Origin of the sequence: Polymorphospora rubra (assembly GCF_018324255.1) — a bacterium.
In the GTDB taxonomy this organism is placed as follows: Bacteria; Actinomycetota; Actinomycetes; order Mycobacteriales; family Micromonosporaceae; genus Polymorphospora; species Polymorphospora rubra.
This window is the reverse complement of record NZ_AP023359.1, coordinates 4,279,885-4,306,151: the sequence shown is the minus strand read 5'-3', so window position 1 is coordinate 4,306,151 and position 26,267 is coordinate 4,279,885. Positions and strand designations below refer to the sequence as shown.

General features: G+C 72.8%; 21 protein-coding genes and 5 pseudogenes. 5 read left to right on the top strand and 21 right to left on the bottom strand.

Features of this window, described 5'->3' with window-relative positions; translation table 11 throughout:
* Nucleotides 1-70: 70 nt before the first annotated feature.
* The 4 genes from Prubr_RS19530 to Prubr_RS19515 all read left to right on the top strand — a co-directional run bounded on the left by Prubr_RS19530 (nt 71) and on the right by Prubr_RS19515 (nt 5,208).
* Nucleotides 71-1,591, top strand: coding sequence for a YifB family Mg chelatase-like AAA ATPase (locus Prubr_RS19530; RefSeq protein WP_212828263.1), 1,521 nt, complete (start codon nt 71-73; stop codon nt 1,589-1,591).
* A 60-nt stretch (nt 1,592-1,651) separates the two neighbouring features.
* Complete coding sequence (gene dprA, locus Prubr_RS19525) at nt 1,652-2,851, top strand: DNA-processing protein DprA (RefSeq protein ID WP_212816378.1); 1,200 nt, start codon at nt 1,652-1,654, stop codon at nt 2,849-2,851.
* A gap of 125 nt (nt 2,852-2,976) precedes the next feature.
* Complete coding sequence (locus Prubr_RS19520) at nt 2,977-3,909, top strand: tyrosine recombinase XerC (RefSeq protein WP_212816377.1); 933 nt, start codon at nt 2,977-2,979, stop codon at nt 3,907-3,909.
* 111 nt (nt 3,910-4,020) lie between these two features.
* Nucleotides 4,021-5,208 carry an aminotransferase class V-fold PLP-dependent enzyme gene (locus Prubr_RS19515; protein ID WP_246567366.1) on the top strand — a complete coding sequence of 396 codons (1,188 nt, stop codon included), beginning with the start codon at nt 4,021-4,023 and terminating at the stop codon, nt 5,206-5,208.
* 61 nt (nt 5,209-5,269) lie between these two features.
* Here the strand turns inward: Prubr_RS19515 and Prubr_RS19510 are convergent, their stop codons facing one another.
* The 21 genes and pseudogenes from Prubr_RS19510 to ftsY all read right to left on the bottom strand — a co-directional run bounded on the left by Prubr_RS19510 (nt 5,270) and on the right by ftsY (nt 24,367).
* On the bottom strand, nt 5,270-5,851 hold the full coding sequence (locus tag Prubr_RS19510; protein ID WP_212828259.1) for a murein hydrolase activator EnvC family protein: 582 nt from the start codon (nt 5,849-5,851) through the stop codon (nt 5,270-5,272).
* A gap of 464 nt (nt 5,852-6,315) precedes the next feature.
* Nucleotides 6,316-6,639 carry a DUF2469 domain-containing protein gene (locus Prubr_RS19505; RefSeq protein ID WP_212816376.1) on the bottom strand — a complete coding sequence of 108 codons (324 nt, stop codon included), beginning with the start codon at nt 6,637-6,639 and terminating at the stop codon, nt 6,316-6,318.
* Nucleotides 6,636-7,498 (bottom strand): annotated as a pseudogene (locus tag Prubr_RS19500) (ribonuclease HII). Before Prubr_RS19500 ends, Prubr_RS19505 begins: the two are co-directional and overlap by 4 nt.
* Entirely contained in the window at nt 7,492-7,743 is a 252-nt protein-coding gene (locus Prubr_RS37985; RefSeq protein WP_343221717.1) for an NUDIX hydrolase, read from the bottom strand. Before Prubr_RS37985 ends, Prubr_RS19500 begins: the two are co-directional and overlap by 7 nt.
* 11 nt (nt 7,744-7,754) lie before the next feature.
* Nucleotides 7,755-7,904 (bottom strand): annotated as a pseudogene (locus Prubr_RS37980) (NUDIX domain-containing protein); the annotation flags it as partial.
* A gap of 214 nt (nt 7,905-8,118) precedes the next feature.
* The gene (lepB, locus tag Prubr_RS19490; RefSeq protein ID WP_212816375.1) at nt 8,119-8,757 is read right to left on the bottom strand and encodes a signal peptidase I; all 639 of its coding nucleotides are present in this window, start codon (nt 8,755-8,757) and stop codon (nt 8,119-8,121) included.
* A complete protein-coding gene (lepB, locus tag Prubr_RS19485) occupies nt 8,754-9,644 on the bottom strand; it encodes a signal peptidase I (RefSeq protein ID WP_246567359.1) in 891 nt (296 codons plus the stop codon). The genes lepB (Prubr_RS19490) and lepB (Prubr_RS19485) overlap by 4 nt, the downstream gene beginning before the upstream one ends.
* Nucleotides 9,645-9,899: 255 nt before the next feature.
* Nucleotides 9,900-10,265 carry a 50S ribosomal protein L19 gene (rplS, locus tag Prubr_RS19480; RefSeq protein ID WP_212816374.1) on the bottom strand — a complete coding sequence of 122 codons (366 nt, stop codon included), beginning with the start codon at nt 10,263-10,265 and terminating at the stop codon, nt 9,900-9,902.
* A gap of 155 nt (nt 10,266-10,420) precedes the next feature.
* Nucleotides 10,421-11,190, bottom strand: a pseudogene (trmD, locus tag Prubr_RS19475) (tRNA (guanosine(37)-N1)-methyltransferase TrmD).
* A 25-nt stretch (nt 11,191-11,215) separates the two neighbouring features.
* Entirely contained in the window at nt 11,216-11,773 is a 558-nt protein-coding gene (rimM, locus tag Prubr_RS19470; protein WP_212816373.1) for a ribosome maturation factor RimM, read from the bottom strand.
* Nucleotides 11,773-12,006, bottom strand: coding sequence for an RNA-binding protein (locus Prubr_RS19465; protein WP_212828255.1), 234 nt, complete (start codon nt 12,004-12,006; stop codon nt 11,773-11,775). Before Prubr_RS19465 ends, rimM begins: the two co-directional genes overlap by 1 nt.
* Nucleotide 12,007: 1 nt before the next feature.
* Complete coding sequence (gene rpsP / locus Prubr_RS19460; RefSeq protein ID WP_212816372.1) at nt 12,008-12,445, bottom strand: 30S ribosomal protein S16; 438 nt, start codon at nt 12,443-12,445, stop codon at nt 12,008-12,010.
* Between the two features lie 228 nt (nt 12,446-12,673).
* Complete coding sequence (locus tag Prubr_RS19455; RefSeq protein WP_212816371.1) at nt 12,674-13,324, bottom strand: ribonuclease FAU-1 family protein; 651 nt, start codon at nt 13,322-13,324, stop codon at nt 12,674-12,676.
* Nucleotides 13,325-13,411: 87 nt separating this feature from the next.
* Nucleotides 13,412-14,818: a proline--tRNA ligase gene (gene proS, locus Prubr_RS19450; RefSeq protein ID WP_212816370.1), complete on the bottom strand. Its 1,407-nt coding sequence runs from the start codon at nt 14,816-14,818 to the stop codon at nt 13,412-13,414.
* 70 nt (nt 14,819-14,888) lie between these two features.
* Nucleotides 14,889-15,971 carry an amidohydrolase family protein gene (locus tag Prubr_RS19445; protein WP_212828250.1) on the bottom strand — a complete coding sequence of 361 codons (1,083 nt, stop codon included), beginning with the start codon at nt 15,969-15,971 and terminating at the stop codon, nt 14,889-14,891.
* Between the two features lie 44 nt (nt 15,972-16,015).
* A pseudogene (gene ffh / locus Prubr_RS19440) lies at nt 16,016-17,562 on the bottom strand (signal recognition particle protein).
* A gap of 593 nt (nt 17,563-18,155) precedes the next feature.
* Nucleotides 18,156-20,336: pseudogene (locus Prubr_RS19435) on the bottom strand ([protein-PII] uridylyltransferase); the annotation flags it as partial.
* Between the two features lie 23 nt (nt 20,337-20,359).
* Nucleotides 20,360-20,698, bottom strand: coding sequence for a P-II family nitrogen regulator (locus tag Prubr_RS19430; protein WP_212828248.1), 339 nt, complete (start codon nt 20,696-20,698; stop codon nt 20,360-20,362).
* Between the two features lie 24 nt (nt 20,699-20,722).
* Nucleotides 20,723-22,000, bottom strand: coding sequence for an ammonium transporter (locus tag Prubr_RS19425; RefSeq protein ID WP_246568999.1), 1,278 nt, complete (start codon nt 21,998-22,000; stop codon nt 20,723-20,725).
* 297 nt (nt 22,001-22,297) lie between these two features.
* On the bottom strand, nt 22,298-23,086 hold the full coding sequence (locus Prubr_RS19420) for an aminoglycoside phosphotransferase family protein (RefSeq protein ID WP_425517923.1): 789 nt from the start codon (nt 23,084-23,086) through the stop codon (nt 22,298-22,300).
* A gap of 48 nt (nt 23,087-23,134) precedes the next feature.
* Nucleotides 23,135-24,367, bottom strand: coding sequence for a signal recognition particle-docking protein FtsY (ftsY, locus tag Prubr_RS19415; protein ID WP_212816366.1), 1,233 nt, complete (start codon nt 24,365-24,367; stop codon nt 23,135-23,137).
* Nucleotides 24,368-24,531: 164 nt separating this feature from the next.
* Here ftsY and Prubr_RS19410 point away from each other — a divergent pair, with 164 nt between their 5' ends.
* Nucleotides 24,532-26,262, top strand: coding sequence for an alkaline phosphatase D family protein (locus Prubr_RS19410; RefSeq protein ID WP_212816365.1), 1,731 nt, complete (start codon nt 24,532-24,534; stop codon nt 26,260-26,262).
* The last annotated feature ends 5 nt before the right edge of the window (nt 26,263-26,267 follow it).

The following is a 26,267-nucleotide window of genomic DNA, read 5'->3' as shown; positions in this document are numbered from 1 at the left end:
GTCGCCGGGATCCGTCCGTGTCCACCCGCCTGCCGTGCCCGGGCGACGGCGCTTCGACCGGGCGGACGCGATGAGCTACGCCCGGGTGCTCTCGGTCGGCCTGGTCGGGGTCACCGGCCACCTCGTCGAGGTCGAGGCCGACCTGGCCGTCGGCCTGCCGGCGGTCGCGCTGTCCGGCCTTCCCGACACCGCGCTCAACGAGGCACGCGACCGGGTCCGGGCGGCGATCGTCAACTCCGGCCAGAGCTGGCCGAACCGACGGATCACCGTCAACCTGTTGCCGGCCACCCTGCCGAAGCACGGTTCGGGATTCGACGTCGCGATCGCCTGCGCGCTGCTCGGTGGTTCCGGCGAGCTGCCGCTGGCCCCGCTCGACGGGGTGGTCATCCTCGGCGAACTCGGCCTCGACGGGGCCGTACGCCCGGTACGCGGGGTGCTGCCGATGGTCGTCGCCGCCGTACGCGCCGGGATAACCCGGGTCGTCGTGCCGCTGGCGAACGCCGCCGAGGCGGCCGTGGTGCCCGGTGTACGGGTCAGGGGCGTCGACTCGTTGCACCGGCTGGTGGCGTTCGTCCGGGACGGCGGCAGGCTGCTCGACCCGCCGGAACCGGATCCGCTGCCGCCGCCGGCCGGCCCCGACCTCGCCGAGGTGGCCGGGCAGGGGCTCGGCCGGCGCGGGCTGGAGATCGCGGCGGCCGGTGGGCACCACGTGGCGTTCCTCGGCCCGCCCGGGGCCGGCAAGACCATGCTGGCCGAACGCCTGCCGTCGATCCTGCCGCCGCTCGACGACGAAGCGGCACTGGAGGTCAGCGCCCTGCACTCGATCGCCGGCCTGCTCCCGCCGGGCGGGCGGCTGCTGCGCCGGCCGCCGATCCAGGCCCCGCACCACACCGCGACGGTGCCGTCGCTGGTCGGCGGCGGCTCCGGCCTCGCCCGACCGGGCGCGGTGTCACTCGCCCACCGTGGCGTCCTGTTCCTCGACGAGGCCGCCGAGTTCAACGTCCGCGCCCTGGAGGCGCTCCGGCAACCACTGGAGAGCGGCCGGGTGCTGATCACCCGCAGCCGGGGCGCGACCGAATATCCGGCCCGGTTCCAGCTCGTCCTGGCCTCGAATCCGTGCCCGTGCGCCAAGCCGTCCGGCGACCTGTCGTGCGAGTGCACGCCGCTGGCCCGGCGCCGCTATCTCGGGCGGCTGTCCGGGCCGCTGCTGGACCGCATCGACGTACAGGTGCCGCTCGTGCCGCTCCGGGCCGCCGAGCTGATCGCCGCGGCGACGCCGGCCGAGCCGTCGGCGGTGGTCGCGGGACGGGTCCGGGCCGCCCGGGCCGCGGCCGCGCAGCGGTGGGCCGACACGGGCTGGCGGGTCAACGCCGACGTGCCCGGCCCGCATCTGCGGCGGGCCCGTTGGCGGCTGCCGGCCCGCGACACCGAGCAGTTGCGCCGGTCGCTGGACACCGGCGCACTGTCCGCCCGGGGCTACGACCGCGTGCTCCGGATGGCCTGGACGATCGCCGACCTCGACGGGCGGGACCGCCCCGGCGCCGGGGACGTGGCCGAGGCGAGCCAGTTGCGCTCGGGCTGGGCGGCGTGACCGGCACCGGTACCGACCACGGCCGGCGGCGCGCCGGCCGTCTTCGAGAGGAGTGCACGGATGGGTGGCATGGACCGGATCCGGCTGGCCCGGGTCGCGGTGAACTGGCTCGCCGAGCCGGGCAACTGGGCGGCCTACCGGATGGTCGCCACCGACGGCCCGGTACGCGCGCTGGAGCGGATGGTCGATGGCGACGTACCGGATCCCGGTCTGCGTACGGCCGTCGCGGCCCGGCTCGGCAGCGGTGACCCGTACGCGGTCGCCGACGCCGCCGCCGAGCGGGCCGGTCGGCTGGGCGCCCGGATCGTGGTGCCCGGGGACGACGAGTGGCCGGGGCACGTCGGCGACCTCACCCGGCTGGCCCTCGACACCGAACGCAGGGTCGACCGGGAGACCGCCCCGCCGCTGTGCCTGTGGGTGCGGGGCCGTCTCGACCTCGCCGGCACGCTCGACCGCGCGGTCGCCGTGGTGGGTGCCCGGGCGGCCAGTGCGTACGGCCTGCACGTCGCCGGCGAGCTGGGCTTCGGCCTCGCCGAACGGGGCTGGGCGGTGGTGTCCGGCGGCGCGTTCGGCATCGACGCCGCGGCGCACCGGGCCGCCCTGAACGCGGACGGTCCCACGGTGGCGGTGCTGGCCTGCGGGCTCGACCGGCCCTACCCGGTGGGCAACACGGCTCTGTTCGACCGGATCGCCGACACCGGGCTGCTGGTGAGTGAATGGCTGCCCGGGCAGGAGCCGCTGCGGCACCGCTTCCTGATCCGCAACCGGGTCATCGCGGCCGTCACCGCCGGCACCGTGCTGGTCGAGGCGGCGGCCCGCAGCGGCGCCACCCAGACGATGCGCCGGGCGCTGGGCATCGGCCGCCGGGCGATGGTGGTGCCCGGCCCGGTCACCTCGGCGATGTCGGTCGGTTGCCACGAACTGCTCCGGGAGCATCCCGACGCCCGCCTCGTCACCGGGGTGCCGCACGTGTTGGAGGAGGTCGGCCGGATCGGTGCCGACCTGGCGCCGGTGGCCCGCACCCCCGAACAGCCCCGCGACCTGCTCGACGACCAGGCCGCGCAACTGCTGGAGGCGTTGCCCCGGCGCGGGTCGATCGGGCTCGACTCGCTGGCCGCCCGGGCCGGTGTCGACGTACGGACCGCGATGCGCAAGGCCGCCCGGCTCGAACAGCTCGGTTTCGTCGTACGCCGCGACGACGGTTACGCCCTGGCGCCGAAACCCCGCGGCTCGGCCCCGTCCGGCGACCGACCGGCGTGACCGCCGACCGGTGGGGCCCGACCAGGCCGCGGCCGCCGACCGCGGTAGGGCCCGACCAGGCTGCGGCCGTCGACCGGGGCGTGGCCGCTTGACGTGGTGGGCGGGCAGCGGCCACCGTCACGGTGATGAGCCGAAGCACGCAGGCCACCCACGAAGAGCTGCCGTCCGCGATGCGGGACGCGGTCGACGACTTCGCCCGCCATCTGTCCCGGGTGGACAACCGGTCCGCGCACACCGTCCGCGCGTACGTCGCCGACGTGGTGTCACTGCTCGACCACGCGGGCGCGATGGGCTGCACGACACCCGGCGAACTCGACATCGCGGTGCTGCGCAGCTGGCTGGCGAAGCTGCGCACGCTGGGCGCGGCCCGCAGCTCGCTGGCGCGGCGGGCGGCCGCCGCGCGTACGTTCAGCGCCTGGGCACACCGGGGCGGGCTGCTCGCCACGGACGTCGGCGCCCAGCTGGCCAGCCCCAAGGGCCGGCGTGAACTGCCGACCGTCCTACGCGCCGACCAGGCCGCCGCCCTGGTGCAGGCTCCCGGTGACGAGGCCGCACCGGTCCTGCTGCGCGACCGGGCCCTGCTGGAACTGCTCTACGCGACCGGCATCCGGGTCGGCGAACTGTGCGGGCTCGACGTCGCCGACGTCGACCGGGGCCGGCGGGTCGTACGGGTCGTCGGCAAGGGCGACAAGGAACGCGCGGTCCCGTACGGCCTGCCGGCCGAGGAGGCGGTCGACGACTGGCTCCGGCTCGGCCGGCCGGATCTGGGGACGGCCGACAGCGGCGACGCGCTGCTGCTCGGTGCCCGGGGCGGGCGGTTGCAGCCGACGATCGCCCGCCGGGTGGTCAGCGGCTACGCCCGGGCCGCCGGCCTGCCGCACACCAGTCCGCACGGGTTGCGCCACTCGGCGGCGACCCACCTGCTGGAGGGCGGCGCCGACCTGCGGGCGGTGCAGGAACTGCTGGGGCACTCGTCGCTGTCGAGCACCCAGATCTACACGCACGTGTCGGTGGAACGACTGCGTGCCGCCTACCGGCAGGCCCACCCGCGCGCCTGACCGCACCACCCGTTCGCGCACCGGGGGCCGGCCGGCCAGGGCCAGCGGCCGTACGGCCGGGTCATCCGGCCGATCTGGAGGGTCTTGATCGTCGAGGGCTACGATCGCGCCGTGACCGCTGACGGAACGCGACCGCCCGAACCGGTTCCGGGCGCTCGGCTGCTGTTCTCACTCGATCCGGCGGTCGCATACCTCAACCACGGTTCGTTCGGTGCGGTGCCGATCGGCGTGCAGCGCGCCCAGCAGCGGATCCGGGACGAGGCCGACGTCAACCCGATGCGATTCTTCCAGCCCGGCCTGGTCGAGCGGGTCGCCCACACCCGGCGGCACCTGGCCGCCTTCCTCGGTGCGGACCCGGACGGCACGGCGCTGGTCGGCAACGCCACCACCGGCGTCGCGACGGTGCTCGGATCGATGAGACTGAGCCCCGGCGACGAGATCCTGCACACCGACCACGGATACGGGGCGGTGTCGCTCGCCGTCGAGCGGGAGTGCCGGCGGACCGGGGCGGTGGCCCGGACCGTGCCGGTGCCGCTCGGGGCCGGTGACCAGGAGATCGTCGCCGCCGTACGCGCCGCGCTGCGGCCCGGCCGGACCCGGCTGCTCGTCGTCGACCACATCACCTCGCCGACCGCCCGCCTGTTGCCGGTCGCGGCGATCACGGCCACCGCCCGGGCGCACGACATCGCGGTGCTCGTCGACGGCGCCCACGTGCCGGGCCAACTGCCGGTCGCGGTGGACGCGATCGGGGCGGACTTCTGGGTCGGCAACTTCCACAAGTGGGCGTACGCGCCGCGCGGGACCGCCGTGCTGGTGGTGGCCCAAAAGTGGCGGGACCGGATCGAACCGCTGGTCGTGTCGTGGGAACAGCCCACCGGTTTCCCCCGGTCGGTCGAGTTCCAGGGCACCCTGGACTATTCGCCGTGGCTGGCCGCGCCGACCGGCCTGTTCACCCTGCGCACCCTCGGCGTCGAGGCGGTACGCGCGCACAACGCGGCACTGGCGGCGTACGGGCAGCGGGTGGTCGGTGCCGCCCTGGGGGTCCCGCCCGACGAACTGCCCCACCCCGGCGGCGCGTCCGTCGGCATGCGGCTCGTGCCGTTGCCGGTCGGACTGGTCACCGACCAGCGGGAGGCCCACGCCCTGCGGCAGCGGATCGCCGACGAGTTGGCCGTCGAGGTGGCGATCAACGCCTGGCGGGGGCAGGGACTGCTGCGGCTGAGCGCCCAGGTCTACAACCGCGCCGAGGAGTTCGACCGGCTGGCCCGGCAACTGCCCGCCTTCCTCGCCGGCCGCTGACCGACCGGCCGCTGACCGACCGCTCGACGACCGACCGCTCGACGACCGACCCTTCGACGACCTACCGCCCGACGACCTGCCGGGCGGCACCCCTGCCACCCGACCACCTGCCGGCGGCAACCTGCCGACCTGGACCCGGCCGGGCCGCGTGCAGGGGCAGCAGCCGGACCCGGCCGAGGCCGAGCAGGGCCAGCGGGTCGAGGTAGTCGTCACCGCGGCGCAGGCCCCAGTGCAGACACGCCTCGACAGGACAGCCCGCATGTCCCGCCTCAAGGGTGCCGATCGGGTCACCGGCCCGCACGGTCCCGCCGGCCACGACGGACGACAGCACCGGCTCGTACGTCGTACGTAGGCCGTTGCCGTGCACGATGCTGACCACGCCCCGGCCGGCGATCCGGCCGGCGAAGAACACCGTGCCGGTGCCCGCGGCGCGTACGTGGGTACCGGTCGTGGCGGCCAGGTCGACGCCCCGGTGGCCGGGCAGCCACGGGCGGGGTGGCGGGTCGAAGCGTCGTACGGGTCGCGGGGTGCCGTCGAGTGGCCAGCGGAACGGACCCGCGAGCCGCTGCCCGCCGGGCTGCGGGCCGTCGGCCGGGTGGGCGGTGCCGGGCCGCGCCGGCATCGTGGGTCCGACGACGATCATGAGCCCGACGACCACGAGCACCCGCCACGCGGCCGGCCGGCGCGGGACGGGTCCGCCCCCGACCGACGCACGCCGACCCGGCCGCCACGAAACCCGCCGGCACAGGACCGGCCAACGCGAAACCGGCCGGCACAGCACCCGCCGAGGCAGGGCCGGCAGGGGCGGGCGGCGCCGCCGCACGGGCGGCCGGAAGACGTACCGGGTCATGGTCGAGCAGCCTGGTCGCCGCTGGGGGGCGGCGCAACGACGCCGTCACCGTCCTGTGGACGGCCGGCGGACTGTGGACAACCACCGTACGGCGGATCGATCTGCTATGCCCGGGCGCCGTCACCGACCCCGTGGGGTGGGAGCCACGGACGGCGGGTACACGGTGGACCCACCCGGACCAGTCCGTACACTGTGGACCGCCGCAGGATGGGACAGACGTTGCGGTAGCCGAAGAGTGATGCCAGAGTTACGTGCAGTCAGCTACCGAATCCGGAGTCTGCGGGAAGGGAGATATCAGGCTTCTCCAACTCTTCCACATTGACATCCTTGAAAGTCATTACTCGGACATTCTTGACGAACCGCGCAGGACGGTACATGTCCCACACCCAGGCGTCGTGCATCTCGACCTCGAAGTAGACCTCACCCTCCGAGTTGCGCACGTGCAGATCCACCTGGTTGGCGAGATAGAAGCGACGCTCGGTCTCGACCACGTAGGAGAACTGACGGACGATGTCGCGGTACTCCCGGTAGAGCTGGAGCTCCATCTCGGTTTCGTACTTCTCGAGATCTTCCGCGCTCATCGCACTCCGCCTTCCATTGCCACATCTTCCCCCACCGGCGCCGGCAGCCGAGGGTGCTCCCGAACGCCACGCCGACGGTACTCCCTGCGAGGCCGGACCGCTCCATCGGCTCGCCTCCATCGCGGTCCGCCGGAGCACCGGCGGAACCGGCCACACCGTCACTCGGCCGGCCCAACCCCTCCGGGCGTCGGGCCCGCGGTGGACTGCCGGCACGTCCCGACGCGGTGGCGACGTTGACGTACGAGAACCGGTGCTCGGCACAGGGCCCCTGCCGGACCAACGCCGCGTTGTGGTCGGCGGTGACGTAGCCCTTGTGGTCGGCGAATCCGTAGCCCGGGAAGCGGGCGTCGAGGTCGACCATGATCCGGTCCCGGGTCACCTTGGCGAGCACGCTGGCCGCGGCCACGCACGCCGCCACCTGATCGCCCTTCCAGACCGCCAGCCCGGGTACGCCGAGCCCGTCGACACCGAACCCGTCGGTGAGCACGTAGTCCGGCCGGGTCGACAGGGCGGCGAGGGCGCGCCGCATCGCGGCCAGGTTGCAGACGTGCAGCCCCAGGGCGTCGACCTCGTCGGCCGGGATCACCACCACGGCGTACGCCAGGGCCCGCCGGACGATCTCGGCGTAGATCCGTTCCCGGCTGGCCGGGGTGAGCAGTTTCGAGTCGGTCAACCCGTCGATCTCGCCGCGCCGGCCCTCGGGCAGCACGGCGGCGGCGGCGACCAGCGGGCCCGCGCAGGCGCCGCGCCCGGCCTCGTCCGCCCCGGCCACGTTCGGGAACCCTCGGCGTTGCAGCGCGCGCTCCAGGGCGTAGATGCCGCTCTCCCGGCGAACGACGGCGCGCGGCGGGGTCAGCATGCCGGTTCCCGCGGTACGGCGGTCAGCTGGCGCAGCAGGACCGGCAGCTCGTTGGGATAGAACCGCTCGGCGGTCGACTCCAGTTCGTCGGCCGACCACCACCGGTGGGACTCGATGGTGTGCCGTTCCACCTCGTCGAACCCGCTCGTGTCGATCTGCCAGGACGGAACCCGGGCCAGGAAGAAGTCCTGTTCCTGGCGGTACCACTGGCCGTCGAACGGAAACTCGATCTCCTCGTGCCACACCGGGTCGCCGAGTTCGGCGGGGGCAGCAGCAGTCCGGTCTCCTCGGCCAGCTCCCGCGCCGCGCCGGCCGCCGCGGATTCGGCCGGTTCCAGCCCGCCGCCGGGGGTGAACCAGTAGCGGTGGTCGGGCCGGGCCGGATCGAACCCGTTGAACAGCAGCACCCGTCCCGCTTCGTCGACGAGAAGCACCCGGGCCGCCCGGCGGAGGATGAAGTCAGGCACCGCACCAGCCTAGGCGGTGGGCCCGACGGCCGGCCGGACGCCCGGTGTGCCGGCCGTACCGGCGCAGGCCGCACGGTCGTTTCCCCGGTGGCCGGGCGGCGCGCGGCCGGTGCGCGACCCGCGCCGGCCGGAGCACGGCGCGGGTCGGTCCCGGTCAGCTCTGCGGGCCGGGCACCGAGTCGTACGTGTCGGGGACCGACAGCCAGGTGGCCCGGCCGAACGGCCAGAAGAGCACGAACGCCCGCCCGACGACGGCATCCTCCGGGATCGTGGCGGTGTCGATGTCCTGCGAGCGGTTCCAGTGCTCCAGCGAGTCGCCCGAGGCCGACCGGTGGTCGCCCATCATCCACAGCCGACCCGGCGGGATGATCACGTCGAACTCCTGGCTCGCCGCCGGATCGGAGACCCCGCCCTCGGAGAAGATGTAGGGCTCGTCGAGCGAGTGCCCGTTGATCATCAAGCGTTCCTGCGGGTCGCAGCAGACCACCCGGTCGCCGCCGACCGCGATGACCCGTTTGATGAAGTCCGAGCCCTCCTCGCCGCCGTGCCATTCACCGGGCGCGCGGAAGACGATGATCTCGCCCCGTTCCGGCGACCGGAAGTTGTAGACGAGCTTGTTGACCAGCACCCGGTCGTTGATGTCGAGGGTGTGCTCCATCGACTGCGACGGGATGTAGAAGGTCTGGATGACGAACGCCCGCACCAGGACGGCGACGAGGATCGCCACGCCGAGCAGGATGGGCAGCTCGCGCCAGAACGAACTCTTGGGCTTGTCGGTCTGCTCGTCAATCACGGGACGAGCCTACGACGACGCGACGGTGACCGGAGTCGGGAACGCGCGGCGAACAGGAAACTACCCACAACAGGCACAACAACGGCGAAACCTCCCGGGTTATCGGACTTGCTGGGTGTCGCCTCGGGCGCCAGCGCGACGGACTGCGGCACGGTCTCGAACGTCTCCGGCACCGACAGGCTGCTCCACTGCGAGTACGGCCACACCACCGCGAACGCACGGCCGATCACGTTGTCGATCGGCACCGGCCCCTGGCACCGGGCGTCCTGCGACACGAGCCGGTGGTCGCCCATGACGAAGAGCTGCCCCGGCGGTACGACGATCTCCTCGAACCGCCGCGGCCCGCAGTCGTTGGCGGCCGGCGGCAGGTCGAGCGGCGAGTTCCGCGACACGTAGCCGGATTCGTCGAGCGGATGACCGTTGACGGTGAGCCGGCCCTGCTCGTCGCAGCACTGGACGCGGTCGCCGGGCACCCCGATGACCCGCTTGATGAAATCCTTCTCGCCGGGCCGGCTCACCCCGACGAGGTCGCCGAGCGTACGGCCGAGCTGGGCGAAGAACCCGCCCTCCGGCTCCTCCTCCAACTGCGGCGCCCACGCCGCGGTGCCCCGGAACACCACGACCTCGCCGCGCACCGGGTCCCGCATGTCGTAGACGACCTTGTTGACCAGGACCCGGTCGCCGACGAGGAGGGTGTCCTCCATCGACCCGGACGGGATGTAGAACGCCTGGAGCAGAAAGGTGCGGATCAACACCGCGAGGCAGAAGGCGACGACGAGCAGCAGCGGCAGTTCCTGCCACAGGGGCATGGGTTTGCGCTGGCGTCGACGATCGGCCCGACGACGCCAGGGCTCGACCTCGTCCCGCAGGTCGTCTTCCGCGTCCACGCTACGTATCTCCCCGGTCCCGATATACAGCTCTACCGCCCGCGTTGCCCCGGTCAGGGCACCACGGGCGGTAGAGCGATTCTGTCCCGCCGTCGCGGCATGCGCCGCGGCCGTAGCGTTTGTCGCCGCTCACTGCCTGGCAGTGTCTTGCGTCCCGTCACTGCCGCGCAGCACAGTCTCGCCTGTCACTCCCCATAGCGTAGAGGTATCGAGCGATCACGGCACTGTGAGAAGTCTGAAAGTTCCGGCCCGCCGTCAGGCGACCGGAGCCGAGACCTTCTCCCGCTTCTCCTTGATCTTGGCCTTCTTGCCCCGCAGCTCACGAAGGTAGTAGAGCTTGGCCCGGCGGACGTCACCGCGGGTCACCACCTCGACGCGGTCGATGGCGGGGCTGTTCACCGGGTAGGTCCGCTCCACCCCGACCGCAAAGCTGATCTTGCGTACGGTGAAGGTCTCCCGCAGGCCCGATCCCTGGCGGCGGATCACGACGCCCTGGAAGATCTGGACCCGGGACCGGTTGCCCTCGATGACCCGGGCGTGCACCTTGACGGTGTCACCGGCCCGGAAGGCGGGAATGTCGGTCCGCTGCGACTGGGCGTCCAACGCGTCCAGGGTGTTCATCGCTGCATCCTCGAAGATCACGGCGCGCCGGTCATCGACGCGCGGATGGGTGATTCTGATCCCCGGCATCGGTCCACCCTGGATGTGGCTTCAGGAGGGAGCGGGCCCGGAGATCCTCGTAGCCGACCGCGGCGCGGCCGACCACGGCAACCTCACTACTCTGCCATATCGTCGGTCGGCACCGGAAACCCGGCCCCGGTCAGCGCCGCGACGTCCCGTTTGTCCAGCTCATCGGGGACAGCGTGGCCAGCATGTCGGGCCGCCGCCGCGCGGTACGCAGCAGTGCCTCGTCGCGCCGCCACCGGGCGATCCGCCCGTGGTCACCCGACCGCAGGATCTCCGGCACCCCCCGGTCCCGCCACACCGGCGGCTTGGTGTAGACCGGCCCCTCCAGCAACCCGTGCGCGTGCGACTCCTCGGCCAGCGAATCGGCGTTGCCGAGCACCCCGGGCAGCAGCCGGGTCACCGCCTCCAGAATCACCAGCACCGCCACCTCGCCACCGAAAAGCACGTAGTCGCCGAGCGACACCTCGGTCACCCGGGCCCGGGTGGCGGCGTCGTCGAGCACCCGCTGGTCGATGCCCTCGTACCGGCCACAGCCGAAGACCAGGTGCGACTCGGCGGCAAGTTCGTGGGCGAGCGCCTGCCGCAACGGCTGCCCCGCCGGCGTCGGCACCACCAACCGGGCCGGCGGGCCGGCGGGCAGGATCGCGTCGAGCGCCTCGCCCCACGGCTCCGGCCGCATCACCATGCCCGGGCCACCGCCGTACGGCGTGTCGTCGACCGTACGGTGCACGTCGTGGGTCCAGGTGCGCAGGTCGTGCACTGCCAGGTCGAGCAGACCGGTGGCCCGCGCCTTGCCGATCAGCGACAGGTCGAGCGGGCTGAAGTATTCGGGAAAGATCGAGATGATGTCGACACGCATCACTGCCTCCGGAAGTGACCGGGGCTCACAGGTCGAGCAGCCCGCCGGGAGGGTCGACCACGACCCGGCCACCGGCCAGGTCGACCTCGGGCACGATGGCCTTGACGAAGGGAATCAACGCGGTACGCCCGTCCGGGCGGCGCACGACCAGCAGGTCGGAGGCGGGCGCGTGGTCGATCCGGGCCACCTCGCCCAGCGTCTCGCCGGCCGGGTCGACCACGGTCAGCCCGACGAGCTGGTGGTCGTTGAACTCGTCCGGGTCGGTGGGCGCGGCCACGTCGGCGCTGTCGACCGTCAGGATCGTGTCGCGCAGCACCTCGGCGACGTTACGGTCGACGACCCCTTCGAAGCAGACCAGCAGCCGGCCCTGGTGCCACCGGATCGACTCGACGGTCAACCGGTCGGGAACCCGTACGAGGTGACCGGGAGCGGACGGCGCCGGGGTGACCGGCGACGCCGCCGGGTCGGTGACCAACACCGACCCGGCGGCGAAACGCGTCTCGGGCTCATCGGTCCGCACCTCGACGGTGACCTCACCGCGGATGCCGTGCGGCCGGCCGATACGGCCGACGATGAGGCGCATCAGTACGAGTCGACGATGTCGACGCGCACGCCGCGCCCACCGATCGAGCCGATCACCTGGCGCAGGGCCTTCGCGGTGCGCCCGCCCCGGCCGATCACGGTGCCCAGGTCTTCCGGGTGCACACGGACCTCGAGGCGCTTGCCCCGCCGGGAGTCGACGAGCCGCACCCGTACGTCGTCGGGGTGGTCGACGATGCCCTTGACCAGGTGCTCGAGCGCGGGCCGCAACGCCACGTCAGGCCTGCTCACCGGAGTCCGCGGCGGCCGGCTCCTCGGCCTTCGCCGGCTCGTCGGCCTTCTTCTTGGTGGACTTCGCCGGGGTCGGGGCGACACCGGCGGCGGCCTGGGCCTCGGCCTCGTAGGTGGCCTTGCGGTCGGCCTTCTCCGCCTTGGTCAGCAGCGGCGGCGGCGCCGGCAGGCCCTTGAACTTCTGCCAGTCGCCGGTCTTCTCGAGCAGGCGCTGGACGGCCTCGCTCGGCTGGGCGCCGACGGACAGCCAGTGCTGCACGCGATCGGACTTGACCTCGATCACCGAAGGGTGCTCCTTCGGGTGGTAGATACCGACGTACTCGATCGCCCGACCGTCACGCTTGGTGCGCGAGTCGGCGACGACGATGCGGTACTGCGGGTTGCGGATCTTCCCCATCCGCAGAAGCCGGATCTTTACGGCCACGTGTTTTCGCTCCTGTTGCGAGTCGCACCGGCCCGTACGGGCGGTGTGCACGGGTGAGAGCCGACCGGCACAGTGGGGTTGGGCCGGTGACTGCTCGGATGGACTGGCAACGCGCCCGGGTTAGAGGGCGCCGCACGCGTGCCGGATACCAGCACACCATTCTGCCAGATCCACCCCGTGGTGCTCACACCGGACCACGAACTGCGACCGACGTCCCGACGGCGGGGTTCAGCGTGCGGCCGGCGGCCGGTCCCAGCCGTCCGGCAGGGCGGCCGACGGGTGCCAGCCCGGATCGGGCACGAAGTCGCACCACGTGCCGTCGAACGGGAACGCCCCGGCCTCCGCCAGCGCGATCACCCGCTTGCCCTCGGCCCGGACCGCCTCGGCGTCGTGGACCCAGTAGTGCTCCGGGAAGGCGAGCCGCTCGGTGAACTCCTCCTCGTCCTTCCACTGCCACGACAGGTCGGGCCGGACCACGACGTCGAGGTCCTGGTCGACCATGTCGACACCGGCGAGCGGTCCGTCGTGCCAACGGATCCCGGGTTCCTCGAGGTTGACGTACCAGTTCGCGAAGACGCCGGCCTCGTCGCGGAACCACCAGACCGAATGGGCGGCACCGACCGGGAGGAACTTCAGCACCGGCGGCCCGCTCCACCGGCCCGGCAGCAGCCGGTAGGAACGGCGGGTCCACTCGGCGAACGGCATCGCCCGCATCCCGCGACCGTCGTCGGCGACCTCGTTGGCCACCGCCGAGCCCCGGTCGATCCAGAGCAGCAGCCCGCGCGGTTCGTCGCTGACCACCCGCGCGGTCCGTACCCAGCCGATCCGCCCCCGCCGGACGTTGCGGTGCACGATCAACTGGCCGGGCTCGAAACGCATACGCCGACCCTACCGACCCGGCCGGCCCGCGTCGGTACCGCCACGGCCGGACGGCCCGCCCGGTCCGGGCGGGCGGCGCGGCGGTCGTCAGTAGGCGCGGGCGAGGATGGCGACGAGGTCCGACTCGTCCTCGCTGTCCGGAACCGAGCCGTCGGGACGGACCAGGCAGCGCACGGTCACGCCCTGGCCGTTGGCGCGGGTCTCACCCTCGGTGCCGACCGCCGCCCAGGGCAGCCGGGCCCAGCCGGTCGCCGACGCCTCCAGCGCCTCGTCGAGAGTCTTGACGTCGACGGTGCGGGACTCGCGGAACGCCAGCGCGCTGTCGTGCAGCGTCTTCTGGTCGGCGTCGAGCGCGGCGAGCACCGTCGACACCACGTCGCCGACCGGGACCGGGGTCTTCGAGCCGTCGGTACGGCGCACGACGACCGCATTGCCTGCGGCAAGGTCGCGGGGGCCGACCTCGACACGTACCGGGTAGCCCTTCAGCTCGGCGTCGACGGCCCGGCGGCCGAACGGGGTGTCGACCCGGTCGTCGAGCGCGACCCGGACCCCGGCGTCGCGGAGCGCGTCGCGCAGCTTGCCCGCCGCCTCGCCGACGCCGTCACCGGCCTTGACGATCATGACGTACGCCTGGATCGGGGCGATCCGCGGCGGCACCCGCAGCCCGTCGTCGTCGCCGTGCGCCATGATCAGTCCGCCCAGCATCCGGGTGGACGTCCCCCAGGACGTGGTCCAGGCGTGCTCGACGGTCCGGTCGGCCGAGCTGTAGGTGATGTCGAACGCCTTCGCGAAGTTCTGCCCCAGCTCATGGCTGGTGCCCAGCTGCAGCGCCTTGCCGTCACCCATCATGCCTTCGAGCGTGTAGGTGCTGGTCGCGCCGGCGAAGCGCTCGCGGGCGGTCTTGCGGCCGACGACGACCGGAATGCCCAGGACGTTGACCATGAAGTCCTCGTACGCCTCGTGCAGGATCCGCCGCGCGTAGGCCCGGGCGTCGGCCTCGTCGGCGTGCGCGGTGTGCCCCTCCTGCCAGAGGAACTCGCTGGTCCGCAGGAAGATCCGGGGACGCAGCTCCCAGCGGACCACGTTGGCCCACTGGTTGAGCAGCAGCGGCAGGTCGCGGTAGGAGTCGACCCACTTGGCCATGAACTCGCCGATCACGGTCTCCGAGGTCGGCCGGACCACGACCGGCTCGGCGAGCTGCTTGCCGCCGCCGTGGGTGACCACCGCCAACTCGGGCGAGAAGCCCTCGACGTGCTGGGCCTCACGCTTGAGGTAGCTCTCCGGGATGAAGAGTGGGAAGTACGCGTTCTCCGCGCCGGTCGCCTTGATCCGGGCGTCCATCTCGGACTGCATCCGCTCCCAGATGGCGTAGCCCGCCGGTCGGATGACCATGGTCCCCCGGACCGGCCCGTTGTCGGCGAGCTGAGCCTTGGCGATCAGATCCTGGTACCAGCGGGGGAAGTCCTCCGCGCGGGGAGTGAGCACGCGTGCCATGAGCGCACATCCTAGACCGGCGCGCCGACGCCCCCGCCCCGCGGTGCTGGTGTTCCGCGTGGGCGCGGCGTCAGCGGACGATCCGGCCGCGCAGCACGATCCGCTGCGGCGCCTCGACGACCCGCAGGTCGCGGCGCGGGTCGCTCGGATAGACCACCAGGTCGGCGAGGCCGCCCTCGACCAGGCCGGGGAAGCCCAGCCAGTCCCGGGCGCCCCAGGACGCGGCCCGCAGCACGTCGGCGGCCGGCATCCCGGCCCGCTCGTGCAGCAGGAGCATCTCCCGGGCGGCCAGCCCGTGCGAGATCCCGCCGCCGGCGTCGGTGCCGACGTAGACCGGCACCCCCGCCTCGTACGCCGCCCGGACCACGTCGGGGAAGCCGTCGCGCAGCGCGAGCATGTGCTTGGCGTACCCGGGGAACTTGTCCCGCGCCCGGTCGGCGATGTTGCCGAACGTGGCGATGTTGATCATCGTGGGAACGAGCGCGGTCCCCTGTCGGGCCATCACGTCGATCAGGTCGAGGCTCAGGCCGGTGCCGTGTTCGACCGAGTCGACGCCGGCCCGCACCATGATCTCGACGGCCGACTCGGAGAAGGTGTGCACCGCGATCCGGGCACCGGCGGCGTGCGCGGCGTCGACGGCGGCGGCCAGCGTCGCGGCGTCCCAGGCCGGCGCGAGATCGCCGGCGTCGCGCTCGATCCAGTCGCCGACCAGCTTCACCCAGCCGTTGCCCGCCCGCGCCTGCGCGGTGACGGTGGCCGGTACGTCCGCCGCCGCCACCTCCACGCCGATGTCACGCAGGTAGCGCCGGGGCGGCGCGACGTGCCGGCCGGCACGGGCCAGTCGCGGCAGCCCGGGTTCGTCGTCGAGTTCCGGGTACGGGTACGGCGAGCCGGCGTCCCGGATGGCCAGTACCCCGGCGTCCCGGTCGACGGCGGCCAACTCCCGGGCCTGGTCGAGCGACCGGATCGGGGCACCGCCCGGGGCGATGCCGATGTGGCAGTGGGCGTCGACGAGGCCGGGCAGGACGAACCCGCCGTCGGCGATCGTGGTGGCGCCGGCGACCGGCTCGTACGTCACCCGGTCGCCGACCAACCACAGGTCGCGTACCTCGTCGTCGGGCAGCACCACACCGTGTACGTGCCAAGCCGTCATCGCCACCCGCTCACCCACTCGATGCCACCGCCGCCGGGTCGTGCCTACTTTCCGTCGGGGCGTTTGGTGAGCTTGCTGAAGTCGAGGTTCGGCAGCTTGAAGCCGGGCGGCAGGCCCTGGCCGCCCTGGAGCGCGCCCGGGTCGAGGCCGGGCGGCAGCTGCGGCATGCCGCCCGGGAAGCCGCCACCAGCGGCGTTGCCGGCCGCGCGGGGACGCCCGCCGCCCTTGCTCCCCTTGCGCTTGTTCTTCGGCGACTTGGTCGCCTTACGCCGCGAGCCGGGCAGCCCCATCATGCCGCCCATCTGCTTCATCATCTTCTGTGCGTCGGTGAAGCGGTTGAGCAGTTGGTTGACGTCCATCACGGTGACGCCGGAACCGCTGGCGATCCGGGCCCGCCGCGAGCCGTTGATGATCTTCGGATTGGTCCGCTCCCCCGGCGTCATCGACCGGATGATCGCGGTGACCTTGTCGAAGTGCTTGTCGTCGACCTCCGCCAACTGGTCCTTCATCTGCCCCATGCCGGGCATCATCGCCAGCACGTTGGCGATCGGCCCCATCCGCCGTACGGCGATGAGCTGGTCGAGGAAGTCCTCCAGGGTGAACTGCTCGCCGCCCATCAGCTTGGCGGTCATCTTCTCCTTCTGATCGGCGTCGAAGGCCTGCTCGGCCTGCTCGATCAGAGTGAGCATGTCGCCCATGCCGAGGATGCGGCTCGCCATCCGGTCAGGGTGGAAGACGTCGAAGTCCTCCAGCTTCTCGCCGGTGGAGGCGAACAGGATCGGCTGGCCGGTCACCTGCCGTACCGACAGCGCCGCACCACCGCGGGCGTCACCGTCGAGCTTGGACAGCACGACACCGGTGATCCCGACCCCGTCACGGAACGCCTCGGCGGTGGTGACCGCGTCCTGGCCGACCATCGCGTCGATGACGAAGATGACCTCGTCCGGGTCGACGGCGTCGCGGATGTTCGCGGCCTGCGCCATCATCTCCGCGTCGATACCGAGCCGGCCGGCGGTGTCGACGATGACGATGTCGCGGGCGGCCCGCCGGGCGTGCTCGATCGACGCCTTGGCGACCTGCACCGGGTCACCGACCCCGTTGCCGGGCTCGGGCGCGTAGACCTCGACGCCGGCCCGGCCGCCGAGCACCTGGAGCTGTCCGACGGCGTTGGGACGCTGGAGGTCGGCGGCGACGAGCAGCGGCTGGTGCCCCTGCCCTTGAGCCAGCGGGCCAGCTTGCCGGCCAGCGTCGTCTTACCCGAACCCTGGAGACCGGCGAGCATGATCACGGTCGGTGGCTGCTTGGCGAACTGGAGCCGCCGGCCCTCCCCGCCGAGTACGCCGACCAGCTCCTCGTGCACGATCTTGACGACCTGCTGGGCCGGGTTGAGCGCCTGGGAAACCTCGGCGCCCCGCGCCCGCTCCTTGACCTTGGCGATGAACCCCTTGACGACCGGCAGCGCGACGTCGGCCTCCAGCAGCGCGAGCCGGATCTCGCGGGCGGTCGCGTCGATGTCGGCGTCGCTGAGCCGGCCCTTCCCGCGGAGCTTGGTGAAGATCCCGTTGAGGCGGTCACTCAAGGTGTCAAACACGACGCAACATCCCGTTCGTCAGACTTCCGCGGGCAGAACCTCGTCGGCCGCGGCGGAGACCGGGTGCCGCGTCGCGACGGAGACCGGTGCCCTGCCGCAGCGACACCGGGCACCCTGGTCCCGACGGAGACCGGGCGCCGGGGTCGCGTTGGAGACCGACGTCGCAAGAGTAACCGCCCACCCCCCACCCGGTCCCCACCCACCGCCCGACCGACCCCTCACCCGCCGCGTCTCCACTCGCCCCCGCCACCCGGCCCGTGCCGCCCGCCCGCGTGGCCCCGCGCCCGCCGCCCCGCCCCGCGCCCCGCCGCCCGCCCGTGCCCGCCACCCGCGCTCGCCCGATCGCCGCCCTTGCTGGCCGGTCAAGGAGAAGTCGTCCCCAAAACTGCCTGTTTTGCCGCGAATATCCCCTTGATCGGCGCATCGCCGGTCCGCTTCGGGCGGCGCCGGCCGGGCCACGCCGCATGATCGCCTCGATCGAGGAGAAAACGTGGCGATTCCTGCCTGTTTTGCGGCAAGTATCACCTTGATCGGCGCGGCGGCGTGGGCGGGGCGCGGGCGGCGGGCGGGGCGGGGCGGGGCGGGGTCAGGGGTCAGACCGCTGCCAGGACGGCTGTCTCGATGCGGGCGAGTTCGGGATCGTCGAAGGTGCCGACGAGGTAGAAGGCGTCCACGACGTCGCCGCCCAGGGTCGAGATCCGGGCCGCCCGGACCTGGATCCCCGCCTCGTCGAGGGCGCTGGTGACCCGGTAGAGCAGCCCCGTCGCGTCGGCCGCCCGCAGTTCGAGCACGACCGCGTCGGTCGCCGCGCCCCGGTGCCAGACGATCCTGGGCGCGGCGCCGCCGGCCCGGGCCGCCATGGCCCGGCCGCGCAGCCGCTGGGTCACCGACACGTCGCCGGTGACGGCCCGGCGCAGGTCGACGGTGAGCGCGATCAAGTCGGGCGGGGTGCCGTAGCGGGGCTGGACCCGGAACTCGACCAGCGCCGTCCCGTCGACCGTGGAGGCGTCGGCGGTGAGTACGTCGAGGCGGTGCAGGGCGAGGCAGCCGGCGACCGCGGCCAGCAGTCCGCGCCGGTCGGCGGCGGCGACCGCCACCCGGTCGCCGTCCAGGTGTACGGCGGGCAGCGGCCCGGCCACGAGCGCCGGATCGGGTACGGGCGGTTCGGGCAGTTCGCCGGTGTCGAGGGCGGTGTGTACCCGGCGGACCAGGCCGGCGACCAGTCGTGCCTTCCAGTCCGACCAGGCGGCGGGGCCGGTGGCGCGGGCGTCGGCGCGGGCGAGGCCGTGCAGCAGGTTGAGGGTGGTGGTGTCGCCGACGGCTTCGGCGACACCCGCCACGGTGACCGGGTCGTCGAGGTCGCGGCGGGTGGCGACCTCGGGCAGCAGCAGGTGCAGCCGGACCAGTTTCTCGATCATGGCCACGTCGGCGGATGGCAGCCCGATCCGGGTGGCGATCTTGCCGGCGACGGGTGCGCCGACGACGCTGTGGTCGCCGGGCAACCCCTTGCCGACGTCGTGCAGGAACGCGCCGAGCAGGAGCAGGTCGGGCCGGTCGACCTCGCGGGTGTGCACGGTCGCCTCCTGGGCGGCCTGCACGAGGTGCCGGTCGAGGGTGTAGCGGTGCACCGGGTTGTGCTGGGGCAGGCTGCGCATCCGGGTCCATTCCGGCAGCCAGCCGTCGATCAGGCCGTACCGGTCGCAGGTCTCCCAGGTGGGCACCAGGCCGTCGCCGGCGCCGAGCAGGGTGACCAGCGCGGTACGGGCGGCGCCCGGCCACGGTGCGGGCAGCGGCGGGCAGTACGCGGCGAGCCATTCGCAGGTGGCGCGGGCGATCGGCAGCCCGGCGACGGCGGCGGCCGCGGCGACCCGCAGCGACAGGCTGGGGTCGGGCCGGGCGCCGATGGCGGTACGGGCCAGCACGAGTTCGCCGTCGTGCTCGACGACGTCGCGGGCGACGGGGCGGCGTACCGGGCGGTTGTCGGCACCCCGGCGGCGGGCACGCAGCCGGTCGGCGGCGCGGAAGGCGTCGTCGAGGGCGTGGCTGACCGTCCGGGCGTCGCCGGCGACCCGGCGCAGCAGGGCGTCGCCGTCGTCGAGGTCGAGGAGCTTGGCCACGGCGTCGCGTTCCTGGGCGAGGAGCCGGTCGACGCGCCGGCCGACGGCGGCGTGCAGGGCGTCGCGGGTGTCGAGCAGGCGCAGTTGGGCGGCCTGTACGGCGGGCCGCATCGTGTCGCTGATGCCGGCCAGTGCGATGCCGCGCAGGATCCCGACGTCGCGCAGCCCGCCGGCGGCCTCCTTGAGGTCGCCTTCGAGCAGGAAGGCGAGTTCGCCGTGGGCCTTCCAGCGGGCGGCGGTGATCTCGCGCAGGGCGGGCAGTTGCCGCACGGCGGTACGGCGCCACTGGTCGGTGGCGGCGGCGAGCAGCCGGCCGGTCAGTTCCCGGTCGCCGGCGACGTGCCGGGCGTCGAGCAGGCCGAGTGCGACCTTGACGTCGTCGTGGGCGACGGACAGCGCCTCGGGGAGGGTGCGTACGGAGTGGTCGAGACCGACCCGGGCGTCCCAGATCGGATACCAGATCGTGGCGGCGAGTTCGTCCATCCCGGGCACCCCGTCGTGCAGCAGCACCAGGTCGAGGTCGCTGTACGGGGCGCACTGCAGCCGGCCGAGCCCGCCGACGGCCACGAGCGCGACGCCGGGGACGCCGCGTGGCATGAGTGAGTTGAGCCAGACATCGAGCGCCGCCGCACGTTCGACACGTGCGGCGGCGCCGATGGCGTTCGTCATCGCGGGGGTTTTCAGAGCGCGTCGAGCCCGCGCTCACCGGTGCGGACCCGGACCACGTCCTCGACGGCCGTGACCCAGACCTTGCCGTCCCCGATCTTGCCCGTACGGGCGGCGGCGACCACCGCGTCGACGACCTTGTCGACGTCGATCTCGTCGGTCAGTACCTCGACCCGGATCTTCGGCAGGAACTCCACCGTGTACTCGGCACCCCGGTAGACCTCGGTGTGCCCCTTCTGCCGGCCGTAGCCCTGGACCTCGCTGACGGTGAGCCCGGCCACGCCCAGGGCGTGGAGTGCTTCCTTGACGGCGTCCAGTTGGTGCGGCTTGATGACCGCGGTCACCAGCTTCATGTCCAGTCCCTCCATCGCTGGAACTTAACCGGCGACCTTTTCGGTGGCCGGGGCGGCCGGCTCCGCCGGCTCGGTCGACGCGGTCGGCGCGGCGCTGGTCGGCTTGCCGACGATGGAGGCGAAGCCGCCACCGGTGCTGGTGAACTCGTACGCGGACTCGGCGTGCTCGGCGTTGTCGATGCCCTCGACCTCGGCCTCGGCGCTGGCCCGGAAGCCGATCGTCTTCTCGATGGCGAAGCCGATGATGTAGGCGACGACGAAGCTGTAGACCAACACCACGACGACCCCGAGCGCCTGCTTGCCGAGCAGCGCGATTCCGCCGCCGTAGAGCAGTCCGGCGTTGCCCTCGCCGCCGAGCACCTCGACGGAGAGGAAGCCGATGAGCAGCGAGCCGATGATGCCGCCGACCATGTGGACCGCGACGACGTCGAGCGAGTCGTCGTACTTGAGCTTGTACTTCAGGCCGACCGCCAGGGCGCAGACGGCACCGGCGATGAGGCCGAGCGCGATCGCGCCGAGCGGCTCCAGGAAGGCACAGGCCGGGGTGATGCCGACCAGGCCGGCGATGGCGCCGGAGGCCGCACCGAGGGTGGTCGGCTTGCCGTCGCGCAGCCACTCGACCACGATCCAGCCGAGCACCGCGGCGGCGGTGGCCACCTGGGTGTTGATCAGCGAGATGGCGGCGGCACCGTCGGCGGCACCGGCGGAGCCGGCGTTGAAGCCGAACCAGCCGAACCACAGCAGGGCCGCGCCGAGCAGCACCATCGGCAGGTTGTGCGGCTTGAACTTGTCCTTCGGCCAGCCGACCCGCTTGCCGAGCACCAGGGCGAGGGCCAGGGCCGCCGCACCGGCGTTGATGTGGACGGCCGTACCACCGGCGAAGTCGAGCACGCCGAGCCCGTCCGCACCGATCCAGCCGCCGCCCCACACCCAGTGCGCGACCGGGAAGTAGACCAGGGTGGCCCACAGGCCGGCGAAGATCAGCCAGGGGCCGAACTTGGCCCGGTCGGCGATGGCGCCGCTGATCAGCGCGACGGTGATCACGGCGAACATCAGCTGGAAGCCGGCGAACAGCAGGTCGGGGATGCCGCCCTCGGTGCCGGACTCCAGCATGCCGCGCAGGCCGGCGGCGGACAGGTCACCGGTGATCCCGCCGATGTCCTCGCCGAACGCGATGCTGTAGCCGTAGAAGACCCACAGCAGGCTGACGACTCCGATCGCACCGAAGCTCATCATCATCATGTTGAGCACGGACTTGGAACGCGTCATGCCGCCGTAGAACAGTGCCAGGCCGGGTGTCATGAGCAACACCAGGGCGGCGGACGTCAAAATCCAGGCGGTGGCACCAGAATCTAGCTCCGGCACGCTGCCTCCTCTCAGTTGAGATAACCACCGGCCTATGAGGCAGCATCGCCCGGCGCCGGTTGCTGGGAAGCTTCCGGCGCCGCTGTTTCACCCGCCGTCACCACGCGGTTTCGACCACGTCACAGGTTGTTTCCTACGTGTGAAGAAAACCTCACAACAGCGGGAACGGACGGGGGCATATCAACCGAATAGCCCACGCCCGCTGTCGAAAAGGTGACAGGTGTACCGCGCTTGTTAACGCAGTGCGTACTCGAGGGTGTGCCGCTCGTAGTCGAGCAGCCGCAGATCGCGCATCGGACGGCGCAGATGCCCCTTGTGCACGATCCGCACGAACGCCGGGTCACCGGCCGCCGCCATCCGACGGATGCCCTCGACATGGTCGACGATCCGCTTGCGGATGGTGCGCACCAACCGGTGCCGGTCGCGCGGGATCAGCCCGTACGCGTCCGCGAACAGCCGCAGCCGGCGGGGCCGATCGGGCCGCTTCCAGCCCAGCGTGTACGAGTCCCGGTCGGAGAAGAGCGGCACCCACGTCCACGCGGCGTACGCCACGTCGTAGATCCGGGCCCCGGGCGAGGCGAGGTCGAAGTCGATCAGCGCGAGGGTGCCGTCCGGCCGCCAGATCACGTTGTGCGGCGCGGCGTCGTGGTGGCAGATCACCTCGGTGTCCGGCGGCGGCGGCCCGAAGGACCGCCACACCGCGTTCGGCGGCGGCTGGAAGCCGTACTGGGCGTCGTGGAACATCCGCAGCATCGTCGCGACGGTGACCAGCGCCTCGTCGGTGACCCAGTGCGGCGCCAGCGGGTATTCGCCGCACTCCCCCTCGAGGTACGACAGCACCTCGCGGTTGCGCTCGTCCATGCCCAGCGCCCGGGGCGAGCCGGTGAAACCGACGTACTCCAGGTGGCGCAGCAGGGCGTGGACCGACTGGGTCCACGGCCCGACGTTGCGCCGGACGGTGTCACCCACCCGAACGACGGTGCTCACGTTGCCGCCGTGGAGCGGGATCTCCTGCGAAGTCACGTGCGGTCTCCCGTGGCGTAGCGCCTGATCGCGGTAAGTCACCCGAGGTTACGCGTCCGTGCCAAGCGGCTCGGTACCCAGGAGTGCGTCGACGAACTGCGCCGGGTCGAACGGTGCCAGATCGTCGGGGCCCTCACCCAGCCCGACCAGCTTGACCGGGATGCCCAACTGCCGCTGTACGGCGATCACGATGCCGCCCTTGGCGGTGCCGTCGAGCTTGGTGAGCACCACCCCGGTCACGTCCACGACCTCGGTGAACACCCGGGCCTGGCTCAGCCCGTTCTGCCCGGTGGTGGCGTCGAGGATCAGCAGCGTCTCGTCGACCGGGCCGTGCTTCTCCACCACCCGCTTGACCTTGCCCAGTTCGTCCATCAGGCCGACCTTGTTCTGGAGCCGGCCGGCGGTGTCGATCAGGACGGCGTCGACCCCGGTGTCGATGCCCCGGCGCACCGCGTCGAACGCGACACTCGCCGGGTCGGCCCCCTCGGGACCGCGGACCACCTCGGCACCGACCCGGCCGGCCCAGGTGGTCAGCTGCTCGGCGGCGGCGGCCCGGAACGTGTCGGCGGCGCCGAGCAGCACGCTGTGGCCGTCGGCGACCAGGACCCGCGCGATCTTCCCGCAGGTCGTCGTCTTGCCCGCGCCGTTGACCCCGACCACCAGGACCACCGCCGGGGTACGGGCACCGTCCGCGGCGGCGGCCGTCGCGGCGACCCTGAGCGAGCGGTCCATCGCCGGGTCGAGGGCGTTGACCAGTTCGGCGGCGAGCAGCGCCCGCAGTTCGGTCGCCGACCGGGTGCCGAGCACCTTGGTCCGTTCCCGGAGCCGGTCGACGATCTCCCGGGTGGCGTCCACCCCGACGTCGGCGGTGATCAGGCTGTCCTCGATCTCCTCCCAGGCGTCCTCGTCGAGACGGTCGCGGGAGAGCAGGCCGAGCAGGCTCTTGCCGAACACGTTCTGGGAGCGGGCGAGCCGGGCCCGCAGCCGGACCAGCCGGCCGGCGGTCGGCTCGGGCTTCTCGACCGTCGGCGGCGCGACCGGTGGCGGCGCCGGTGGGGCGGGCGCGGTCGGCGTCTCGACCGGCGGCGGCGCGACCAGGACGTCCTGTTCCGCCTCCGGGGTCAGCACCGGCGGTGGCACCGGCCGGTCCTCGACGCTGGTGCCCGTGGTGGTCCCGTCCGGCGGCGGGCCTGGGCGCCGGCGCAGCCGGGGCACCATCAGTCCGAGTCCACCGAGCACCAGGACGCCCAGCAAGATCAGAGCGAGGACGACGTAATCCATGCCGGAAATCCTGTCAGATGCGTGCCGGTGTGTGTCGGGCACCGCACCCGTCGGGCGGTAAACGTCACGCCGGGGGCCGCACAGGGGTAGCGGTCGCGGCGCCGGGGTAACGAGGATGGGCTTCCCATCCCCCGCCCCGGAGGTCGACCATGGGTGTTCCGCCCATGCCAGGCACCACTGCCGAACTGCTGATCGGGCCGCTGCTGCGGCGGGTGGTCGGCACCAGCGCGACGATCTGGGTGGAGACGACCGGTCCCGGGACGGTCAGCGTGCGTACGCCGGACGGGGCCGGCGGCTCGGCATCCACGTTCACCGCGTTCGGCCACCACTACGCGCTGGTCGTCGTCGAGGGACTGGCCCCGGACACGCTGACGCCGTACGAGGTCCTCATCGACGACAAGCGGGTCTGGCCGCTGCCCGACTCGCCGTACCCGGCGAGTGTGATCAGGACCCGGCCGGCCGACCGGACCGGCCCGGTACGTCTGATCTTCGGCTCCTGCCGGGAGACGACCCAGCACTCGACGACCCGGCGGCTGCCCCCGGACGCCCTCGACGCCTACTCCCGTCGGCTGATGGCCCAGGGGCCCGACTCCCCCGCCCGGCCGGACCTGATGGTGCTGCTCGGCGACCAGGTGTACGCCGACAACACGTCGCCGGAGGTACGCCGGTTCCTGCAGGGACACGCGGACCGACCCGCGGGCGCACCGGCCGGCCAGGTGGTCAGCTACGACGAGTACACCAAGCTCTATCTGGAGTCGTGGCGCGATCCGGAGATCCGCTGGCTGCTGGCGACCGTACCGAGTGTGATGATCTTCGACGACCACGAGGTGATCGACGACTGGAACACCTCGGCCTCGTGGCGTGCCGACGTACGCCGGGAACCGTGGTGGGCGGAGCGGATCAGCAGCGGACTGGCGTCGTACTGGGTCTACCAGCACCTGGGCAACCTCGAACCGGACGAGATCGCGGCCGACCCCGTCTACGCCGCGGTCGTCGCCGCCGACGACGCGACCGGGGTGCTGCGCGAGTTCGGCGGGCGCGTCGACGGCGAGTCCGACACGGGGCGGCCGGCGCGCAGCTACCGGTGGAGCTACCGGCTCGACGTCGGGCGGACCCGGATCGTGGTGCTCGACAACCGGTGCAGCCGGGTCCTCGACCGGGCCTCCCGCGCCATGCTGCCGCCGGACGAGTGGTCGTGGTTCGTCGACCAGACCCACGGCGACTACGACCATCTGGTGGTCGGGGCGTCGCTGCCGTGGCTGCTGCCGCCCGGCATCCACCACCTGGAGGCGTGGAACGAGCGGCTCGCCGGGTCGGCGCGGCCCCGGGTCGCGGCCCTGTCGGAGAAGGTCCGTCGGGTCTTCGACCTGGAACACTGGGCGGCCTTCCGCCGCTCCTTCGACGACCTGGCCGAGTTGTTCGCCCGGCTCGGCAGCGGTCGGCCCGTCGGGGCCGGGGACGGGGCCGACGACGCGGCCGACGACGCGGCCGGGAACCGGGTCGGGGCCGGAGCGGCGTACCGGGCACCGGCGTCGATCAGTGTGCTCGGTGGCGACGTGCACCACTCGTACGTGGCCCGGGCGCACTTCGCCGCCGGGGTGACCACCCCGGTGCACCAGCTGACCTGCTCGCCGATCCACAACCAGGTGCCGGCGTTCATGCGGCCGGTGATGCGGCTGGGCTGGTGGCGCGGGCCGGCCGCGGCGGTGGGGGCGCTGGCCCGCTCCGCCGGGCTGCGGCGCCCGGCCGTCGGCTGGCGCAGGCTCGCCGGGCCGTACTTCGGCAACGCGATCAGCACGCTGCTGCACGAGGGCCGGTCGGCCCGGGTGACGGTCGAGGGCACCCGCAAGGACGGTGGGCTGAGGATCGTGGCCCAGCAGCCCCTGGCGGACTGACCCCG

Coding starts and splice junctions, on each gene's coding strand:
- Prubr_RS19530 (WP_212828263.1), top strand. CDS start 71: ATGAGCTACGCCCGGGTGCTCTCGGTCGGCCTGGTCGGGGTCACCGGC.
- dprA (WP_212816378.1), top strand. CDS start 1,652: ATGGGTGGCATGGACCGGATCCGGCTGGCCCGGGTCGCGGTGAACTGG.
- Prubr_RS19520 (WP_212816377.1), top strand. CDS start 2,977: ATGAGCCGAAGCACGCAGGCCACCCACGAAGAGCTGCCGTCCGCGATG.
- Prubr_RS19510 (WP_212828259.1), bottom strand. CDS start 5,851: ATGATCGTCGTCGGACCCACGATGCCGGCGCGGCCCGGCACCGCCCAC.
- Prubr_RS19505 (WP_212816376.1), bottom strand. CDS start 6,639: ATGAGCGCGGAAGATCTCGAGAAGTACGAAACCGAGATGGAGCTCCAG.
- rplS (WP_212816374.1), bottom strand. CDS start 10,265: ATGAACACCCTGGACGCGTTGGACGCCCAGTCGCAGCGGACCGACATT.
- rimM (WP_212816373.1), bottom strand. CDS start 11,773: ATGCGCCTCATCGTCGGCCGTATCGGCCGGCCGCACGGCATCCGCGGT.
- Prubr_RS19455 (WP_212816371.1), bottom strand. CDS start 13,324: ATGCGTTTCGAGCCCGGCCAGTTGATCGTGCACCGCAACGTCCGGCGG.
- proS (WP_212816370.1), bottom strand. CDS start 14,818: ATGGCACGCGTGCTCACTCCCCGCGCGGAGGACTTCCCCCGCTGGTAC.
- Prubr_RS19445 (WP_212828250.1), bottom strand. CDS start 15,971: ATGACGGCTTGGCACGTACACGGTGTGGTGCTGCCCGACGACGAGGTA.
- Prubr_RS19430 (WP_212828248.1), bottom strand. CDS start 20,698: ATGAAGCTGGTGACCGCGGTCATCAAGCCGCACCAACTGGACGCCGTC.
- Prubr_RS19425 (WP_246568999.1), bottom strand. CDS start 22,000: ATGACACCCGGCCTGGCACTGTTCTACGGCGGCATGACGCGTTCCAAG.
- ftsY (WP_212816366.1), bottom strand. CDS start 24,367: ATGGATTACGTCGTCCTCGCTCTGATCTTGCTGGGCGTCCTGGTGCTC.
- Prubr_RS19410 (WP_212816365.1), top strand. CDS start 24,532: ATGCCAGGCACCACTGCCGAACTGCTGATCGGGCCGCTGCTGCGGCGG.